The sequence below is a fragment of the Streptomyces sp. NPDC002602 genome, from assembly GCF_042889445.1.
GTDB lineage: Bacteria > Actinomycetota > Actinomycetes > Streptomycetales > Streptomycetaceae > Streptomyces.
This window is the reverse complement of sequence record NZ_JBIAQX010000004.1, coordinates 384,982-402,125: the sequence shown is the minus strand read 5'-3', so window position 1 is coordinate 402,125 and position 17,144 is coordinate 384,982. Positions and strand designations below refer to the sequence as shown.

17 protein-coding genes are annotated in these 17,144 nt (G+C 72.1%); 12 read left to right on the top strand and 5 right to left on the bottom strand.

Going from position 1 to position 17,144, the window contains the following annotated elements:
- Window positions 1–207: 207 nt before the first annotated feature.
- A complete protein-coding gene (locus ACFYW3_RS14915; protein ID WP_389386465.1) occupies window positions 208–876 on the bottom strand; it encodes a PadR family transcriptional regulator in 669 nt (222 codons plus the stop codon).
- A gap of 49 nt (window positions 877–925) precedes the next feature.
- Here ACFYW3_RS14915 and ACFYW3_RS14910 point away from each other — a divergent pair, with 49 nt between their 5' ends.
- From ACFYW3_RS14910 to ACFYW3_RS14890, 5 genes are all read left to right on the top strand, one after another.
- Complete coding sequence (locus tag ACFYW3_RS14910; RefSeq protein ID WP_389386464.1) at window positions 926–2,050, top strand: LLM class flavin-dependent oxidoreductase; 1,125 nt, start codon at window positions 926–928, stop codon at window positions 2,048–2,050.
- A 278-nt stretch (window positions 2,051–2,328) separates the two neighbouring features.
- Complete coding sequence (locus ACFYW3_RS14905; protein WP_351751249.1) at window positions 2,329–3,735, top strand: DUF6421 family protein; 1,407 nt, start codon at window positions 2,329–2,331, stop codon at window positions 3,733–3,735.
- Window positions 3,736–3,761: 26 nt separating this feature from the next.
- Window positions 3,762–4,532: an SDR family NAD(P)-dependent oxidoreductase gene (locus ACFYW3_RS14900; RefSeq protein ID WP_351751250.1), complete on the top strand. Its 771-nt coding sequence runs from the start codon at window positions 3,762–3,764 to the stop codon at window positions 4,530–4,532.
- Window positions 4,511–5,605 carry a threonine aldolase family protein gene (locus ACFYW3_RS14895; RefSeq protein WP_389386463.1) on the top strand — a complete coding sequence of 365 codons (1,095 nt, stop codon included), beginning with the start codon at window positions 4,511–4,513 and terminating at the stop codon, window positions 5,603–5,605. The genes ACFYW3_RS14900 and ACFYW3_RS14895 overlap by 22 nt, the downstream gene beginning before the upstream one ends.
- 67 nt (window positions 5,606–5,672) lie before the next feature.
- Entirely contained in the window at window positions 5,673–6,272 is a 600-nt protein-coding gene (locus ACFYW3_RS14890) for a transglutaminase family protein (RefSeq protein ID WP_351751253.1), read from the top strand.
- Here the strand turns inward: ACFYW3_RS14890 and ACFYW3_RS14885 are convergent.
- The gene (locus ACFYW3_RS14885) at window positions 6,208–7,443 is read right to left on the bottom strand and encodes an MFS transporter (RefSeq protein WP_389386462.1); all 1,236 of its coding nucleotides are present in this window, start codon (window positions 7,441–7,443) and stop codon (window positions 6,208–6,210) included. The two genes, ACFYW3_RS14890 and ACFYW3_RS14885, sit on opposite strands and share 65 nt — an antisense overlap.
- Window positions 7,444–7,523: 80 nt before the next feature.
- Here ACFYW3_RS14885 and ACFYW3_RS14880 point away from each other — a divergent pair, with 80 nt between their 5' ends.
- On the top strand, window positions 7,524–8,141 hold the full coding sequence (locus ACFYW3_RS14880; RefSeq protein ID WP_351751256.1) for a CGNR zinc finger domain-containing protein: 618 nt from the start codon (window positions 7,524–7,526) through the stop codon (window positions 8,139–8,141).
- A 227-nt stretch (window positions 8,142–8,368) separates the two neighbouring features.
- On the opposite strand, the gene ACFYW3_RS14875 is transcribed toward ACFYW3_RS14880, so the two are convergent.
- Window positions 8,369–9,091, bottom strand: coding sequence for a lysophospholipid acyltransferase family protein (locus tag ACFYW3_RS14875; protein ID WP_351751257.1), 723 nt, complete (start codon window positions 9,089–9,091; stop codon window positions 8,369–8,371).
- Between the two features lie 220 nt (window positions 9,092–9,311).
- Here ACFYW3_RS14875 and ACFYW3_RS14870 point away from each other — a divergent pair, with 220 nt between their 5' ends.
- The 5 genes from ACFYW3_RS14870 to ACFYW3_RS14850 all read left to right on the top strand — a co-directional run bounded on the left by ACFYW3_RS14870 (window position 9,312) and on the right by ACFYW3_RS14850 (window position 13,976).
- Entirely contained in the window at window positions 9,312–9,650 is a 339-nt protein-coding gene (locus tag ACFYW3_RS14870) for a TlpA family protein disulfide reductase (protein WP_389386594.1), read from the top strand.
- A 299-nt stretch (window positions 9,651–9,949) separates the two neighbouring features.
- On the top strand, window positions 9,950–10,486 hold the full coding sequence (locus tag ACFYW3_RS14865) for a flavin reductase family protein (protein ID WP_351751260.1): 537 nt from the start codon (window positions 9,950–9,952) through the stop codon (window positions 10,484–10,486).
- Between the two features lie 202 nt (window positions 10,487–10,688).
- On the top strand, window positions 10,689–11,474 hold the full coding sequence (locus tag ACFYW3_RS14860) for an electron transfer flavoprotein subunit beta/FixA family protein (RefSeq protein WP_053678301.1): 786 nt from the start codon (window positions 10,689–10,691) through the stop codon (window positions 11,472–11,474).
- A 56-nt stretch (window positions 11,475–11,530) separates the two neighbouring features.
- On the top strand, window positions 11,531–12,493 hold the full coding sequence (locus tag ACFYW3_RS14855; protein ID WP_053678303.1) for an electron transfer flavoprotein subunit alpha/FixB family protein: 963 nt from the start codon (window positions 11,531–11,533) through the stop codon (window positions 12,491–12,493).
- A 184-nt stretch (window positions 12,494–12,677) separates the two neighbouring features.
- Entirely contained in the window at window positions 12,678–13,976 is a 1,299-nt protein-coding gene (locus ACFYW3_RS14850; RefSeq protein ID WP_351751262.1) for a DUF6986 family protein, read from the top strand.
- A gap of 91 nt (window positions 13,977–14,067) precedes the next feature.
- Here ACFYW3_RS14850 and ACFYW3_RS14845 read toward each other — a convergent pair whose 3' ends face one another.
- The gene (locus ACFYW3_RS14845; protein ID WP_351751321.1) at window positions 14,068–15,054 is read right to left on the bottom strand and encodes a LacI family DNA-binding transcriptional regulator; all 987 of its coding nucleotides are present in this window, start codon (window positions 15,052–15,054) and stop codon (window positions 14,068–14,070) included.
- A gap of 198 nt (window positions 15,055–15,252) precedes the next feature.
- On the opposite strand from ACFYW3_RS14845, the gene ACFYW3_RS14840 reads away from it, so the two are divergent.
- On the top strand, window positions 15,253–16,290 hold the full coding sequence (locus ACFYW3_RS14840) for an NUDIX domain-containing protein (RefSeq protein ID WP_389386461.1): 1,038 nt from the start codon (window positions 15,253–15,255) through the stop codon (window positions 16,288–16,290).
- Between the two features lie 89 nt (window positions 16,291–16,379).
- Here the strand turns inward: ACFYW3_RS14840 and ACFYW3_RS14835 are convergent, their stop codons facing one another.
- Window positions 16,380–17,078 (bottom strand): MBL fold metallo-hydrolase, encoded by a 699-nt coding sequence (locus ACFYW3_RS14835; protein WP_389386593.1) that lies wholly within the window; start codon window positions 17,076–17,078, stop codon window positions 16,380–16,382.
- Window positions 17,079–17,144 lie beyond the last annotated feature (66 nt).

The following is a 17,144-nucleotide window of genomic DNA, read 5'->3' as shown; positions in this document are numbered from 1 at the left end:
CCGCACGGTCGCGGTGTCCCGACCGGCCGCGCGCGGTGAGGCGCATGCTAGTGCGCCGACCGTGCGATGGGACCGCCCGTGCGGGGGTGCGCGGGAGCGTGCCGGCCTTTTCCCGTCGGGCTCGTACGGCCCGCCGGCCCGTCCTCGCGTCACCCGGGCGTGGGCGCGTCCCCATCGGCTTGACGGACGCACGCCGGCGTCCCTGACTCAGGCCCCGGCGCCGGATCCGCCCTCGGTGCCGGCGGTGCTCGCTCCGACGTCGGCAGCGGTCGAGGCCTGTGGGGCGGCGACCGCCTCGACCTCGGCCAGGTCGGCCAGCAGGGCCTCGGCCAACTCCAGCTCTGCCAGGTGCTGCCGCTCGCTCCAACGCAGCGCGAGGGTGGGGAAGGCCCACTCGCTCACCCCGCCCGCGTGGTCCATGGCCTCCCGAACGGCGGCCAGTTCGCCCCTGGTCCGTTCCAGGTGGTCCTCCACCATCGCGCGCAGCAGCGCCGGCTCGGCCAGGTGCCCGAGCCAGATCCGCAGCAGCAGTCCGTGTTTGAGGACCGGGGGCCCGGCCTCGGCGGTGTCCGAGGCCCAGCCGGCCAGGGCCGCGCGTCCCGTGTCGGTGATGGCGTAGCGCCGCTTGGTCCGTACCTCCTCGGGGCCCGAGCGGACGGACGCCGCGTACCCCAGTTCCTCCAGGCGGCGCAGTTCGGCGTAGATCTGACTGATGGCCGGCGACCAGTAGAAGAACCGCAGTGAGGAGTCCGCCCACTTCTTCAGCTCGTAGCCCGTGCGCTCCCCGGGGAAGGACAGCAGGCCGAGAACCGCCCACGCGGTCGGCGGAAGGACCTGCGGGAGGTCTTGCTTCCTCGACTTATTACTACTAGTCATATTCCGAATCGAAGCAATGCCGGGCACGGGACGCAACTCTGGAGGCATCGTGAAATTCTCCGTGATCTTCGAAGCGCAGCTGGCCGACCCGACCGCGGAACGGGAACACCAGGTCATCCGCGACTGCGTCGAGCAGGCCGTACTCGCCGAACGCATGGGATTCGACCGGATCTGGGCCGTCGAGCACCACTCGTTGAAGTGGTACGCGCACATGTCGGCCCCGGAGATCTTCCTCACCTGGGTCGCGGCCCGGACGGACACCATACGCATCGGGCACGGCGTCGTGTGCATGCCCTTCAACTTCAACCATCCGGTCCGGGTCGCGGAGCGCGCCGCCATGCTCGACCTGCTGTCCGGCGGCCGGCTCGACCTGGGGGCCGGGCGGGGCGGCACCACGCAGGAGACCTCCCTGTGCGGGGTGGACAAGGACCGGACCACCGCCGAGGTGGAAGAGGCGCTGCGGATCATCGGCAAGGCCTGGCAGGAGGAGGAGCTGGAGTACCACGGCGAACTGCTGGACATCGGCCCGCACCCGATCCTGCCCCGACCGACCCAGACCCCGCACCCGCCGCTCTTCCTGGCGTGCAGCCGCGCCGAGACCCTCGTACAGGCCGCCGAGCTGGGGATCGGTGCCCTGGTGATGGGCTTCGCGGGTCCGGAGTCGATCGCGCGGATGCGCGCCGTGTACGACGGGGCGATCGCGGGGCGGGACGGGGCGCGCTTCGTGTCGACCGCCGTCAACGACCACTTCTCGGTGCTCTGCCCGACGATCGTGCTCGACGACCCGGCGGAGGCCCGCCGGATCGGCGTCCGCGGGCAGCGCTTCTTCGCCCAGTCGATCGGCCACTGGTACGGCGGGGCGGGCGTTCCGGACGAGGCGGTGGTGGCGGGCGCCGACGAGCCGGCCGAGATGCGCAGGGCCGCCGAGCAGGTCGTGGCCCGGCTGCACGAGCAGGACATCCCGGTGCGACCCACCGCCACGGCCACCTTCAACGCCGATCACGCCTACGGGAGCGCCGATGACGCCATCGCCCACGTGGAGCGGCTCCGGGCGGCCGGCGCGGACGAGGTGATGTGCCTGATCCAGATGGGCACGGTGCCCCAGGAGGCCTGCCTGGAGACGCTGCGCCAGTGGGGAGAGCACGTCATCCCGCACTTCCGCGGCGCCGAGTGAGCAGGATCACGGGAGGCCGTGATCGGGGTCGCCGCCCCGGGTCCTCGACGTCCCGAGCCGGCGCGTCTTCGGTGCTCGGAGCGGTCCCGTAGGCGTTCTCGCAGGTCCGCGGGGTAGGGAGAGGGAAGAGCGGAGGCTTGGCTTCCACCATGAAGGACGGGAAGAATTTCGGCGAAGCGGGGGGTGCGGCAGGATAATTTCCCGACTTCTCTCTTGAGTGGGAGAGCCTCACATGCATACGCTGTCTTGACGTGAGGTTCTCCTGTGGAGGAAGTGACATGACGGAAACTCTTGTGCCGGGCGTCGGCGGTGCCGTGACAACCGCGGAAACGCGGGTAGTGGACCAGCCCGCGTGGCTCGCGCTCAAGGCCGCCGTGGAGGAGATCCGCCCCTGGCAGTCGGCCGACGGCTCGATCGACTTCGAGGCCGAGGGAGCCCCCGCCCGCGTCGAGGTCGAGGCCGTCGTGGAGCGCGTCACGGACGCCGTGCTCGCGCTGTCCCCGCTGCTGCCGCACGCCACCGAGTACCACACCGCGCTCGTCGCGGACCTGCGCAAATGGGTCGCGGACGACTTCCGCGTGCCGGACTTCCTCGACTCCCTGCTGGCCTTCCACCCGGCCTCCGGGCGCGCCGACGGCCTCCAGCACCTCGTCGTCTTCCCGATGTACACGCAGAACGGCAACCCGGACCGCAACTTCGAGGCCGTCGTGCTGAAGATGGTGTGGCCCGAGTGGCTCGCCGAGCTGGAGCGCAGCCGGTACGACAACCCGCTCTTCCTCGGCATCACCTTCGAGGACTTCACCCCGGGCTACGACACCCACTCCGCCGTGCTCTTCCCGGAGACCATCGCCGTGCGCGAGGCCCCCGAGCGCTTCACCTGGGGCGGCATCTTCTGCGACCGCGAGGCCGCGCGCTACCGCCGGGTCACCGAGGCCGCCGTGGACATCCTGGGCATCGAGCTGCCCGAGGACATCGCCGCCATGGTCGAGGACCAGCACCGCTGCGAGAAGGCCTTCGTGCTGTGGGACATGGTCCACGACCGCACGCACAGCCACGGTGACCTGCCGTTCGACCCCTTCATGATCAAGCAGCGCCAGCCGTTCTGGATGTACGGCCTCGAGGAGCTGCGCTGTGACCTCACCGCCTTCAAGGAGGCCGTGAAGCTGGAGTCCGAGGGCAACGAGCACGGCCGTGACGTGCAGTACGCCGTCCTCTTCGACCGGATGTTCCGCTTCCCGGTCTCCGGCGACCGCAACCGCAACTACGACGGCCTCGGCGGCCAGCTGCTCTTCGCGTACCTCCACAAGCACGACGTCGTGCGCTGGACGGACAACAAGCTGAAGATCGACTGGATGCGCGCGCCGCAGGTCACCAACCAGCTCTGCGCCGAGATCGAGGACCTCTACCGGGCCGGCATCGACCGCCCGAAGCTCGTCCACTGGTTCAAGGCCTACGAGCTGGTCTCCACCTACCTCGCCCCGCACCCGGGCTCCAAGTGGGCGAAGGGCCCCGACGCCCTCGACCTCAGCCTGCCGCCGCGCAAGCTCGTCGACGACGTGCTTCCGGACGAGTTTCCGCTGAGCATGTTCTATGAGGCCCTCGCCAAGAAGCTCAAGGGTGTGATCGCCTCCACGAAGGGCATCACCGCCCTGAACGCCGAGACGGCCGAGCAGGCCGCCGCGTGAGCTCTCGCCCTCAGGAGGCTGCACAGATGAACGGCTCCGGTACCACCGGCAACGGTGACGGGAAGCTGCACGGAGCGGTGATCGCGGTGGCCGGGGCCGGTGGCCCCGCCGGCCAGGCCGCCCTGCTCCGCCTCGCCGAGGCGGGCGCGGTGGTCGTCGCGGCCGACGCCGACCCGACACGCCTCGCGGAGGCCGTGGACGCGGCCCGCTACGCCCACGGCGGCGCCACCGTCGTCGGCGACACCGTGGACCTCCTCGACCTGGACGCCACCAAGGCGTGGGCCGAGCGGACCGAGAAGGAGTTCGGCCGGGTCGACGGACTCGTCCACCTCGTCGGCGGCTGGCGCGGCAGCAAGACCTTCACCGACGCCGACCTGGCGGACTGGGCCTTCCTGGAGAAGCTCCTGATCCGCACCGTCCAGCACACCTCGCTCGCCTTCCACGACGGCCTGCTCCGCAGCGACCGGGGACGCTACGTCCTGATCAGCCAGTCCGGTGCGCACAAGCCGGTCGCCAACAACGCCGCGTACAACGCGGGCAAGGCGGCGGCCGAGGCCTGGACGCTCGCCATGGCGGACTCCTTCCGCAAGGCGGGGGGCGAGGACGGCCCGAACGCCGCGGCTGCGATCCTGGTCATCAAGGCATTGGTGCACGACGCGATGCGCGCCGAGCGTCCCACTGCGAAGTTCGCGGGCTTCACCGACGTCAAGGAGCTGGCCGAGGCCATCGCCGGCGTCTGGGAGCGGCCCGCACCCGATGTGAACGGACAGCGTCTGTGGCTCACTCCGCAACCGTGAGAACCGCGAGCGGGAAGACCGATGCGCACCGCCACCACGATCCGGCGGTGCGCGGATTCGCCAGCGACAACTACGCGGGGGTGCATCCGGAGATCCTGGAGGCCATCGCGCTGGCCAACGGAGGCCACCAGGTCTCCTACGGCGACGACGAGTACACCGAGCACCTGCAGAAGATCTTCCGCAGCCACTTCGGCCCGTACGCGCAGGCCTACCCGGTCTTCAACGGCACCGGTGCGAACGTCACGGCCCTCCAGGCCCTGACCGACCGCTGGGGCGCCGTGGTCTGCGCCGAGTCGGCGCACATCAACGTGGACGAGGGCGGCGCGCCCGAGCGGATGGCCGGGCTCAAGCTGCTCACCGTCCCCACTCCGGACGGCAAGCTCACCCCCGAGCTGATCGACCGGCAGGCCTGGGGCTGGGAGGACGAGCACCGTGCGATGCCGCAGGTCGTCTCGATCACCCAGAACACGGAACTCGGCACCGTCTACACGGTCGACGAGATCCGGGCCATCTGCGAGCACGCGCACGGCATGGGCATGAAGGTGCACCTGGACGGCGCGCGGATAGCGAACGCCGCCGCCTCGCTCGACGTGCCGATGCGTGCCTTCACCAACGCGGTCGGCGTGGACGTCCTGTCGTACGGCGGGACCAAGAACGGGATGATGTTCGGCGAGGCGGTCGTCGTGCTGAACCCCGACGCGGTCCGGCAGATGAAGCACATCCGCAAGATGTCGATGCAACTGGCGTCCAAGATGCGCTTCGTGTCGGTGCAGTTGGAGGCCCTGCTCGCCAAGGACCTGTGGCTGCGCAACGCCCGGCACGCCAACGCGATGGCGCAGCGGCTGGCGGCCGGCGTGCGGGAGACCGACGGGGTCGAGATCCTCTACCCGGTGCAGGCCAACGCGGTGTTCGCGCGACTGCCGCACGCGGTGACGCGCCGGCTCCAGGAGCGGTTCCGCTTCTACTTCTGGGACGAGATCGCCGGTGACGTGCGCTGGATGTGCAGCTACGACACCCAGGAGGAGGACGTCGACGTCTTCCTCCAGGCGCTGAAGGAGGAGCTGGCCCGGTAGGGTCCGCCCGCTCGACGCACATAAATCGATGGGCATGCCAAAGCATGCACAGGCATGCTCCTGGATCATGGAAATGATCCAGGAGCAGCCCGACCCCGCCTATCTCGCGGCCGACGACGCGGTGGACCACGGCCACCCCCTCGTCGCCGAGACCGCCGACGCGCTGTGGACCGCCACGGGCGGCGACCCGTACGCCTACGCCGCCGTGGCCTACGAGTTCGTCCGCGACACCGTCGCGCACTCCGCCGACGCCGGCGACGACCGCGTGACCTGGCGCGCCTCCGACGTGCTCGACGCGCGGACCGGCATCTGTCACGCCAAGTCCCACGCCCTCGCCGCGCTCCTGCGCGCCCGGGGCATCCCGGCCGCCCTCTGCTACCAGCGTCTGACCGAGGACGACGGCTCCGCACCACTGGTCCACGGCCTCGTCGCCCTGCGTCTGCCCGGCAGAGCGCACTGGTCCCGGGTGGACCCGCGCGGCAACAAGCCGGGCGTGGACGCCCGGTTCACCCTCGACCACGAGCGGCTCGCCTTCACCGTCCGCCCCGAACTCGGCGAAGTGGACTACCCCGGGCTGTACGCGACCCCCCACCCCGCCCCGCTCACGGCCCTCCGGGAGTCGGCGGACCGGTCGGAGCTGTGGCGGAGGCTGCCGACGGCGCTGTGACGACCTTCGGCGGTACGGGGCCACGCACCAGCGCCGCGTACAGCAGCGCGGCGGCCGCCTGGAGCCCGGCGATCCCGAGCAGCAGCGTCCACGGCGGTGCGTCGGCGGCGAACCCCACCAGGGCGGCGCCCGCCGACGCGGCCGTCAGTTTGAGTCCCGCCCCGAGCGTGAACACCTGGGTCCGGACCCCGTCGGGCGCGTGGTCCGAGCGGATCCGCAGCGTGGCCGTCAGCAGGGGGCCGTCGCACACCCCGGCCACCGCGAACGCCACCGCCGCCCACGCGACGGACGGGGCGAACGCGGCACCCGCCAGGGCCAGTCCCGTTCCCGCCAACGCCCCGCAGGCCAGTCGGCCCGGAGCGACCGCCGTGATCCGACCCAGCGTCAGGGAGCCGCCCAGTGCGCCCACCGCGAAGGCGGTCATCAGCACCCCGCCCGCTCCCGGGTTCCCCAGAGCGGCCGCGAACAGCACCGAGGTGGTGGTCAGCGAGCCGATGCCGACGAACGCCAGGGTCGTCGCCGAGGTGATGGCCCGCAGCTCCCGGACCCGCCAGAGCGCCGCCAGACCGCCGCCCACCCCGACCCGGGGTCCGCCCGGCGGCCGGCCCGCGTCCGGGGTTGCGTACGGAAGCGTCGCGGCCAACACCGTCGCCAGCGCCCCGGCCGCCGCCGGCAGCGCCATCGCGGAAGCCGCCGAGCCCGTCGCCGCGACCAGGCTGATCGCCGCCGGGGCGGTCACCCCGGCCGCGTTGTAGGTGGAGGCGTCCCAGCCGTACGCCCGGTCGCGGCCAGGGCCGGGCGGCCACAACCCCGCGACCAGGCTGGACAGTCCGCCCGTCACCATCGGCCCGCAGGCACCCCCGAGCGCCGCCACCGCGAACACCGCCGGCGCCGGCGCGCGGCCCAACAGCAGGGCCAGGGCGGCCACCGCGGCCGTGAATCCCGCCAGGCATCCCACATGGAACAGCCGGGGGCTGCGCGCCCGCGCGGCGGCGGCCCCGGCGAGCGGAGCCGCGAGCACGTGCGGGGCCAACCAGGCGGTCAGGACGAAGGCACCGAACGCCGCGTCCCCGGTGCGTTCCAGGGCCAACAACACCACGGCCATGCCCATGCCCTCGGAGGCGAACCGCGCGGCGAGCGCCGCGGCCAGGTACCGCCCGAACCCGCTCATGCGCGAGCCCCCTCCGGATCGAGTAACGTGATGACGCGTTAAGACGTTACCGGTCATGGGTGTAGGACGAAAGGATTCCGATGGCGGCGAACCCGACGGACCCCGCGAGGACGGACGCCGGGAGGGTCGACCCGCCGAAGGCGCGTCCGGAGAAGGGCTTCTCGGCGGCCGGACGGCTGATCGACCTCGCCGAGGCCGTCCGCGTCGACCCGGAACTGCCGCGCGCGGAACTGGCGGCGCTGCTCGTCCGGCACGGGGAACACCCCCGGGACCTCACCGAGGAGGCCTTCGACGAGACCGCCGCCGCCGAACTGCGGTCCGCCGCACGGAGAATGGCCCGGGTCCTCGCCGAGACCGACGCGGACCGGGCCGCCGAGGCCATCGACGCGCTGTTCGCCGAACACGCCACCCGGCCCCGACTGACCCGCCACGACGGCCACCCCTGGCACCTGCACGTGGACCGGGGCGACGCGGCCGGCTGGGACGGCTGGTTCCTCGCCTCCGGCGCACTGGCGCTCGCCCACCTGCTCACCGAATACGGGCGCGTCGCCTGGGGGGCCTGCCCCGCCGAGGGCTGCGGCCGGCTCTTCCTCGGCACCGGCCCGGGCAGCGCCCGCCGGTACTGCTCCACCACCTGCGCCACCCGGGCCCGGGTGGCGGCGCACCGACGCCGCAAACGGGACGAGGCGGCGCGCTGAACACGGCCGTCGCGGGCGCGCGTTGAAAGGCGCCGCCGTCCGCTGCACGCGCCCGCCCGACCACACGGCCGGGCCGCAGCGGTCCGTACGCGCGTCGGGAGCGCCGGGCTAGCCGCCCGGCCGCGCACCGCGCCGAGCGGGCCGGCGGAGGAAAGCGCCGACCCGGCACTCGCCCCCGCGTCGGCCGTCCGGCCGGCCTGCCCGATCCACCCCGTCGGACGGACCGCTCAGCCGGCTTCCTTGACCTGCGCCGGCGTGGGCGCCGTACCGCCCAGGTGGGCCGGCAGCCACCAGGAGTCCTCCGGGCCCTTCGGCTTCGTCGGGTAGGCGCGCTGCGCCGCGTCCAGCAGCTCCTGCACGCGCTCGCGCAACCGGCGCGTGATCGCCCCGGCGTACTGGTCCGAGGGCGCGTCGATCGGCTCGCCGACCCGCATCGTCACCGGGATGTGGCTGCGCTTGAGGTCCTTCGGGCGGCCCTTGGTCCACAGCCGCTGGGTGCCCCACAGCGCCACCGGGATCAGCGGGACCCCGGCCTCCTGCGCCATGCGCGCCGCACCCGACTTGAACGTCTTGAGGGTGAAGGACTGGGAGATCGTCGCCTCGGGGAAGACCCCGATGATCTCGCCCGCGCGCAGCGAGTCGAGCGCGTGCTGGTACGCCGCCTCACCCTGCGCCCGGTCCACCGGGATGTGCTTCATCGCCCGCATCAGCGGACCGGAGACCTTGTGCCGGAACACCGACTCCTTGGCCATGAAACGCACCAGGCGCTTCTGTGGCCGCGCCGTCAGGCCGGCGAAGATGAAGTCCAGGTAACCGATGTGGTTGGACACCAGGACCGCCCCGCCCTTGCGCGGGATGTTCTCGGTGCCCTTCATGTCGATACGGATGTCCAGCGCGCGGAACAGCGTGTGCGCCGCGCCGATCACGGGAGGGTAGACGAGCTCAGCCATGGTGGGGAGACCCCGCCTTTCTGCCTGGGGAGGTGCTCCCGGCCGGAAGTTACGGAAGCGTAGGTACGCTGACCATGGGGATCGTGCCCCATACGAGGGCTGCTGGCCAGCCCAGACGCTTGTGCCCGGGGAGATTCTCGTCACGCCGGGAAGCGGTGGGGAATGCGGCGCACCCGCGGGGCGCTCGGATCAGCGTACGAACGGAAGCGGGCGGGTGTCGATGGGAGCCGAGGTGAGCGGACACGGGAACGCGGCGGGGCTGGGCGCCCTGGAGCTGGGCGCGGAGCCGGGGGAGCGGGCCAGCCTGGTCCAGTTCTCCAGCGCGTTCTGTCAGCCCTGCCGGGCCACGCGACGGATCCTCGCCGAGGTGGCGGCCATGGTGGACGGGGTCGCGCACATCGAGGTCGACGCCGAGCGGAACCTGGAACTGGTGCGCGCGCTCGGCATCGACAGGACCCCGACGGTGCTGGTCCTGGACTCGGCCGGGCGGATCGTCCGGCGGGCGGCCGGAATGCCGCGCAAGGCGGACGTGATCGCGGCCCTGGGAGCGGCCGTGTGAGGCCCCGTACACGAGGCCGAGGGGTCCCCCGGACGGCCGGGCGCGCGGCGGGGTCGGACACGATCGCGCCGGTGCGCGCGCCCGTACGCAGAGTGACGCGCCTGACATCTGGCCGCTGCGGCTTGACTGTGTACACGGGTGATCGTCAGGCTGACGACATGCGGTACGAACTCCTGCTTTACGGACGGACACACGTGGACCTCGTCCGGTACGCGAGCGCGCGCTGTTGGGATCGCTGAACGCCCCCGGCTGCCCGATCCCCACCGTGCCCGCGACCGCGCGGCAGAAGGAGTCCTTCCATGACGGCCCCGACGGCTGAGTTCCCCTCTTCGACCACCGGCCTGCCCGGCTCACCCGACCTGCTGCGCTCCGTCTTCCGGCAACACGCCGCGGGGGTCGCCGTGATCACCGCCGCCGACCCGACCGGCCGGCCGGTCGGCTTCACCGCGACCTCGCTCAACTCGGTCTCCGCCGAGCCGCCGCTGCTGTCCTTCACCCTCGGCACAGGGTCCTCCAGCTGGCCCGTGATACGGGACTCCACGCATCTCGGCGTGCACATACTCGGCGAGCACCAGCGGGAGTTGGCGGGACTGTTCGCGCGCAGCGGGGCCGACCGCTTCGGGCCGGGCACGCGGCGGGTCGAGGGACCGCACGGAGTCCCGGTGCTCTCGGGGGTGCTCGCGTGGCTGGTGTGCCGGGTGGTGGCGCGGGTGCCCGCCGGTGAGCACCGGGTGATCATCGCGGAGGCGGTGGCCGGGGATCCCGCCTCGGGGCCGGCCGGCGAGGCGCGTCCCCTGCTGTACCACCAGGGTCGCTTCAACGCGTTGCGCGACTGAATCGTCCCTGCCGGCGCCCGTTCGGGCGGCGTTGGGCAGATCACAGTTCGGTGGCCTTGCCACCAGGGAAGACCAACTGTGTACTGGCGAGTAACATTCCTGTCGGGGCGCGGGCCGCCCCGATCGGGATCCGCCCGACAAGGCGCCTATGCTGCCTGCACAAGGCGGTATCAGAAAAAGACGATGCGGTAGGAGAGCCGGCGTGAGCCTGAGGATCGTTGTCTGTGTGAAGTACGTACCCGACGCCACCGGCGACCGGCACTTCGCCGATGACCTGACCGTGGACCGCGACGACGTCGACGGTCTGCTGTCGGAGCTCGACGAGTACGCCGTCGAGCAGGCGCTGCAGATCGCCGACGAGGCGGACGACGCGGAGATCACCGTCCTGACCGTGGGTCCCGAGGACGCCAAGGACGCGCTGCGCAAGGCGCTCTCGATGGGTGCCGACAAGGCCATCCACGTCGAGGACGACGACCTGCACGGCACCGACGTCATGGGCACCTCGCTGGTGCTCGCCAAGGCGATCGAGAAGGCCGGCTACGACCTGGTCATCACCGGCATGGCGTCCACCGACGCCGCCATGGGCGTCCTCCCGGCGATCCTGGCCGAGCGCCTGGGCGTCCCGCAGGTCACCCTGCTCTCCGAGGTCAAGGTCGAGGACGGCACCGTGACGGGCCGCCGCGACGGCGACTCCGCGAGCGAGCAGCTGGAGGCCTCCCTCCCCGCGCTCGTCTCGGTGACGGACCAGTCGGGCGAGGCCCGCTACCCGTCCTTCAAGGGCATCATGGCCGCCAAGAAGAAGCCGGTCGAGGCCTGGGACCTGTCGGACCTGGACCTGGAGGCCGAAGAGGTCGGCCTCGAGGGCGCCTGGACCGCCGTCGACTCCGCGACCAAGCGCCCGGAGCGCACCGCCGGCACGATCGTCAAGGACGAGGGCGAGGGCGGCAAGCAGCTGGCCGAGTTCCTGGCCGGCCAGAAGTTCATCTAAGAGCTTCGGTCACCTCGACACCCCCCTGACCTCTTCGCATTCGCAGGAGCATTCCCATGGCTGAAGTTCTCGTCTACGTCGACCACGTGGACGGCGCCGTCCGCAAGCCCACCCTGGAGCTGCTGACGCTCGCCCGCCGCGTCGGCGAGCCCGTCGCCGTCGCCCTCGGCGCCGGCGCCGAGGCCACCGCCGCCGTGCTCGCCGAGCACGGCGCCGTCAAGGTCCTCACTGCCGACGCCCCCGAGTTCACCGAGTACCTCGTGGTACCGAAGGTGGACGCCCTCCAGGCCGCGTACGACGCCGTCTCCCCGGTCGCCGTGCTCGTCCCGTCCTCCGCCGAGGGCAAGGAGATCGCGGCCCGTCTGGCCGTCCGCATCGGTTCCGGCATCATCACCGACGCCACCGACCTGGAGGCCGGCGACGAGGGTCCGGTCGCGACCCAGGCCGTGTTCGCCGCGTCGTTCACCACCAAGTCCCGCGTCTCCAAGGGCACCCCGGTCATCACCGTGAAGCCGAACTCGGCCCCGGTCGAGGCCGCCCCGGCCGCCGGCGCCGTCGAGGCGCTCGCCGTCACCTTCGGCGCCCTGGCCACCGGCACCAAGGTCACCTCCCGCACCCCGCGCGAGTCGACCGGCCGCCCCGAGCTGACCGAGGCCGCGATCGTGGTCTCCGGCGGTCGTGGCGTCAACGGTGCCGAGAACTTCCACATCATCGAGGACCTCGCGGACTCCCTCGGTGCGGCCGTCGGCGCCTCGCGCGCCGCCGTCGATGCCGGTTGGTACCCGCACTCCAACCAGGTCGGTCAGACCGGCAAGTCGGTCTCCCCGCAGCTGTACATCGCCTCCGGCATCTCGGGCGCGATCCAGCACCGGGCCGGCATGCAGACCTCGAAGACCATCGTGGCCGTCAACAAGGACGCCGAGGCCCCGATCTTCGACCTGGTCGACTACGGCGTGGTCGGCGACCTCTTCGAGGTCGTCCCGCAGCTGACCGGCGAGATCAAGGCGCGCAAGGGCTGAAACCCCCGGGTCACTCGCTGACCTGCGTACTCTCCGCCTCCGGGGCCGTGTGGTGTTTGTCACCACACGGCCCCGAGTCGTTTCCCCGGGAGGGCCGGGCGACCATTGACTGAGCGGAACCCCGTGGCTAAATTCTGCAATACGGATCCAAGATTCCGTGAAGCGGAAAAGAGGAGAGTGCACGATGGGTCAGCAGGAGAAGGTGGCGACGAGCCTCGCAGGCGCGGTCAGCGAGGGCATCAGCGCCTCCCTCGCGCCGGTGGACGCGGAACTCGCGCGCCACTACCCGGGCGACCCCGGCACCCGCCAGCCCATCCACACGGTCTACGTCCCCGGTGACGTCTTCGCCGCCGACACCATCCGCTCCTGGGGCGACCAGGCCCTCGCGGCCCTCGACGAGCACGCCCCGGACGCCGCGACCTTCGCCGAGGTCCTCGGCATCTCCGACGAACTGGCCGTGCCCGTTTACGACCGGGTGCGCGCCAAGCTCGCGTCCGAGCCCATCGAGGACCTGCGCGTCGACTTCGAGGACGGCTTCGGCGTCCGCTCCGACGAGGAGGAGGACCAGGCCGCCGCCCGCGCCGCCCGCCTCGTCTCGGAAGCGTTCGCCAACGGCACCAACGCCCCCTACATGGGCATCCGCATGAAGTGCATGGAGTCCAACGTCCGCGACCGCGGCATCCGCACCACGGACATCTTCCTGTCCGGTCTCCTCGCACACGGCGGCCTGCCCGAGGGTCTCGTCCTCACCCTGCCGAAGGTCACCTACGCCGAGCAGGTCAGCGCCTTCGTCAAGCTGCTGGAGGCCTTCGAGATCACCCGCGGCCTGCGCCCGGGCCGGATCGGCTTCGAGATCCAGATCGAGACCAGTCAGTCCATCGTCGCCTCCGACGGCACCGCCACCGTGGCACGGATGATCGAGGCCGCCAAGGGCCGCGCCACCGGCCTGCACTACGGCACCTTCGACTACAGCGCCTGCGTCGGGGTCTCCGCCGCGTACCAGTCGAGCGACCACCCCGCCGCCGACCACGCGAAGGCCATCATGCAGGTCGCCGCCGCGGGCACCGGCGTACGCGTCTCCGATGGCTCGACCAACGTCTTGCCGATCGGCACCACCGAGCACGTCCACGAGGCCTGGAAGCTGCACTACGGGCTCACCCGCCGCGCCCTGGCCCGCGCGTACTACCAGGGCTGGGACATGCACCCGGCGCACCTGCCGACCCGCTACGCGGCCGTCTTCACCTTCTACCGCGAGGGCCTGGAAACCGCCGCCGCGCGCCTCAAGGCGTACGTGGCCAAGATCGAGGGCGACGTGATGGACGAGCCCGCCACCGCCAAGGCCCTGGCCGGCTATCTGGTCCGCGGCCTCGACTGCGGCGCCGTGGGCGCCGACGAGGTCACCGCCCTGACCGGCCTGACCCGCGCGGAACTGGACGCCTTCGCGATCCCGCGCCGCTCCGCGACCCTGACGGCCACCGCCTGATCCCCTCGATCCGGACGCCCGAGGCCCGGCCGGGAACATCCCGGCCGGGCCTCGCGGCATCCCGACTCCGCTGTCCTGCGTTCGGCGTCGGTCAGGGGCTCGGGGGGATCTCGCCGGAGCCGCGCGGGATCAGGCGCGTGGGGAGTTCGATGCGGGCCGGGGGCAGCGCGGCCCCCGACAGGCGCCGGAAGAGGCGGTCCGTGGCGACCCGGCCCAGGGCGGCCGCGTCCTGGGCGACCACCGTCACGCCGGGACGCAGCAGGTCGGCCAACTCGAAGTCGTCGAAGCCGACCAGCGCCACCGGGTCGCCGCCGGCGGCCAGGATCCGGACCAGGGTGACCGTCACCCGGTTGTTGCCCGCGAAGAGCGCGGTGACCGGCTCCCGGTCGGTCAGCATCCGGTGGGCCGCCGCCGTGACCCGGTCCGGGGTCGTGGAGCCCAGCGAGACCCGGGACTCGGACACCGGCAGGCCCGCCGCGGACATGGCCGCCTCGTAGCCCCGCAGGCGTTCCGCCGCGGTGTGGATGCGCGGATGGTCGCCGATGAAACCGATCCGGCGGTGTCCGCCGGCGATCAGGTGGGCCACCCCGTCCCGGGCACCGCCGAAACTGTCCGACAGGACCACGTCCGCGTCGATCCGGCCGGCCGGCCGGTCCACGAACACCGTGGCCACGCCCGCCCGGATCTCCGGTTCCAGGTAACGGTGGTCGTCCCCGGCCGGAATCACGATCAGCCCGTCCACCCGCCGGGCGCACAACGCGAGGGCCAACTCCCGCTCCCGGTCCGGGTCCTCGGCGCTGGAGCCGTTGATGAGGAGCGCGCCGTGGGCTCGGGCCACCTCCTCCACGGCCCGGTTCAGCGGACCGTAGAAGGGGTCGGCGAGATCCTCCAGGACCAGGCCCACGGTGGCCGTGCGCCCCTTGCGCAGCACGCGGGCGCTGTCGTTGCGGCGGAAACCCAGTGCGTCGATGGCCTCTTGGACGCGCCGCTCGGTGTCGGGAGTCACCCCCGGCTCGCCGTTGACCACCCGTGAGACCGTCTTCAGGCCCACGCCTGCGCGGGCCGCCACGTCCTTCATGGTCGGCCGGTTGCCGTAACGGGGCTCGGACGGGCGGCGGGAATGGGGCACGGGATCTCCGGCGGAGTGGTCGGACGAGCCTCGGGCAAGGCTGTGACCTTGAGGATAAGCACTCGGTCGCCGAATGGGTTTCCGTGGCAGGGTGGTGCGGGCAAGCCTCTGGGGGCTTCGAGGCGAGCCATCGGGAGAGGGGTAGACGTGATTGTCTGGATCAACGGCACTTTCGGTGCCGGGAAGACCAGCACGGCCCGCGAACTGGCCGGACTCCTGCCGGATAGCGCTGTGTTCGACCCGGAGTTCATCGGGGACGCGTTGCGGGTGCTGCTGCCGCGCAAACGGCTCGCGGAGGTCTCCGACTACCAGGACCTGCCGAGTTGGCGGCGGCTCGTCGTGGACACGGCGGCGGCGATGCTGGCGGAGCTGGGCGGGGTACTGGTCGTGCCGATGACGTTGCTGCGGCAGGAGTACCGGGACGAGATCTTCGGCGGCCTCGCAGCACGACGGATCCCGGTGCGGCACGTGCTGCTCGCCCCCGAGGAAACGATTCTCCGGGAGCGGATCGCGACCAGGGAGGAACCGGGAGCGCCGGAACAGGTGGATCTGCGGGTCAGACAGTGGGCGTACGACCACATCCCCGCGTACCAGCAGGCGTTGGGCTGGCTGACGGTCGACGCGCACGTCATCGACAACGGGCGGCTGACCGTCCGCGAGACCGCCGAACGCATCGCGGAAGCCGTGCGCACGGACGTCGCGGGCATCTGCGACATCGTGCAGACACCCGAACCGACCCGGGAGACGGTGGCCTCCGGCGTCCTCCTCTTCGACGACCGGGACCGGGTGCTGCTCGTCGACCCGACGTACAAACCGGGGTGGGAGTTCCCCGGAGGCGTCGTCGAGGCGGGGGAAGCCCCGGCCCGCGCCGGCGTGCGGGAGGTCGAGGAGGAACTGGGGCTGGTCCTGGGGCGGCTGCCGGAACTGCTGGTGATGGACTGGGAGCCGCCCGCCCACCCGGCGTACGGGGGCCTGAGGCTGCTCTTCGACGGGGGGCGACTGTCGGAGGCCCAGGCGGCTGAACTGTGTCTGCCCGGGCCGGAGTTGAGGGAATGGAGGTTCGTGACGGAGGAGGAGGCGGCCACGCTGCTGCCGGCGCACCGTCACGAACGCCTGCGATGGGCGTTGCGCGCCCGGGAGCGGGGGTGCGCGCTGTACCTGGAGGCGGGACGACCGGTTCCGTAGGGCGGGTCGCCGAAGTGGCGCCGGCAGGCGAACCGCCGGTCCGTGTTCCCGACGGTCGCCGCCCCGGAGGGGGTCGGGACGGCGACCGGTCAGCGCGGCTGGGGTGCGGTCGTGGCGGCGCCGAGGATCCGGGCGGTGTCCCGGGTCAGCGGGTCGCCGTGCCCGAAGCACGCGATCGACGGGGACAGTTCCGCCAGGCGACGGAACGAGGCCGCCGCCTGCTCGCCGTCCACGTTGAACACCCCCTGCATCACCTGCCCGATCCCCGCGACGCAGTCACCCGTGAACAGCACGCCCTGCGCGGGCAGGTGGACGCCGATGCTGCCCGGCGTGTGGCCGGGGGAGTGGACGATCACCGCGCCGCCGCCGAACGGCAGGACCTCGCCGTCCTCGACCTCCCGGTCCACGCGGGTCGGCGGCGCCTCGGGGGCCGTCAGGCCGTGTGCGTACAGCGGGAGTTCCCAGTCCGCCAACACCGGCTCGGGGACGGGCTGTTCACCCCGGATCACCGGCGCGTCCAGCCGGTGGGCCACGATCTCGGCACCCAGGCGGGCGGCGAGTTCCCCCGAGGCGCCCACGTGGTCGCGGTGGCAGTGCGTCAGGACGATCCGCTCCAGGAGCTCGGGCCGCAGGCCGAGCGAGCGGATCGCCTCCTCGATCTCCGGGGCCGAACCGGCGTATCCGGCGTCGATCAGGGTGAGGGCCTCGTCGTCGCACCACAAGTAGGCCTGACCGATGGGGAAGCGCAGCATGTGCAGCCGCCCGGGTAGTACCTCGACACGCTCCATGAGAGTCATGTCGCGAACCTACGGCGAGGATCCCCGCTCCCGGCGTCCGGTTCACCGGGAGCGGAG

What these genes read in the sequence shown, in the direction of transcription:
- ACFYW3_RS14915 (WP_389386465.1), bottom strand. Translation starts at nt 876, where the DNA reads ATGACTAGTAGTAATAAGTCGAGGAAGCAAGACCTCCCGCAGGTCCTT.
- ACFYW3_RS14905 (WP_351751249.1), top strand. Translation starts at nt 2,329, where the DNA reads ATGACGGAAACTCTTGTGCCGGGCGTCGGCGGTGCCGTGACAACCGCG.
- ACFYW3_RS14900 (WP_351751250.1), top strand. Translation starts at nt 3,762, where the DNA reads ATGAACGGCTCCGGTACCACCGGCAACGGTGACGGGAAGCTGCACGGA.
- ACFYW3_RS14890 (WP_351751253.1), top strand. Translation starts at nt 5,673, where the DNA reads ATGGAAATGATCCAGGAGCAGCCCGACCCCGCCTATCTCGCGGCCGAC.
- ACFYW3_RS14885 (WP_389386462.1), bottom strand. Translation starts at nt 7,443, where the DNA reads ATGAGCGGGTTCGGGCGGTACCTGGCCGCGGCGCTCGCCGCGCGGTTC.
- ACFYW3_RS14880 (WP_351751256.1), top strand. Translation starts at nt 7,524, where the DNA reads ATGGCGGCGAACCCGACGGACCCCGCGAGGACGGACGCCGGGAGGGTC.
- ACFYW3_RS14875 (WP_351751257.1), bottom strand. Translation starts at nt 9,091, where the DNA reads ATGGCTGAGCTCGTCTACCCTCCCGTGATCGGCGCGGCGCACACGCTG.
- ACFYW3_RS14870 (WP_389386594.1), top strand. Translation starts at nt 9,312, where the DNA reads ATGGGAGCCGAGGTGAGCGGACACGGGAACGCGGCGGGGCTGGGCGCC.
- ACFYW3_RS14865 (WP_351751260.1), top strand. Translation starts at nt 9,950, where the DNA reads ATGACGGCCCCGACGGCTGAGTTCCCCTCTTCGACCACCGGCCTGCCC.
- ACFYW3_RS14855 (WP_053678303.1), top strand. Translation starts at nt 11,531, where the DNA reads ATGGCTGAAGTTCTCGTCTACGTCGACCACGTGGACGGCGCCGTCCGC.
- ACFYW3_RS14850 (WP_351751262.1), top strand. Translation starts at nt 12,678, where the DNA reads ATGGGTCAGCAGGAGAAGGTGGCGACGAGCCTCGCAGGCGCGGTCAGC.
- ACFYW3_RS14845 (WP_351751321.1), bottom strand. Translation starts at nt 15,054, where the DNA reads ATGAAGGACGTGGCGGCCCGCGCAGGCGTGGGCCTGAAGACGGTCTCA.
- ACFYW3_RS14835 (WP_389386593.1), bottom strand. Translation starts at nt 17,078, where the DNA reads ATGGAGCGTGTCGAGGTACTACCCGGGCGGCTGCACATGCTGCGCTTC.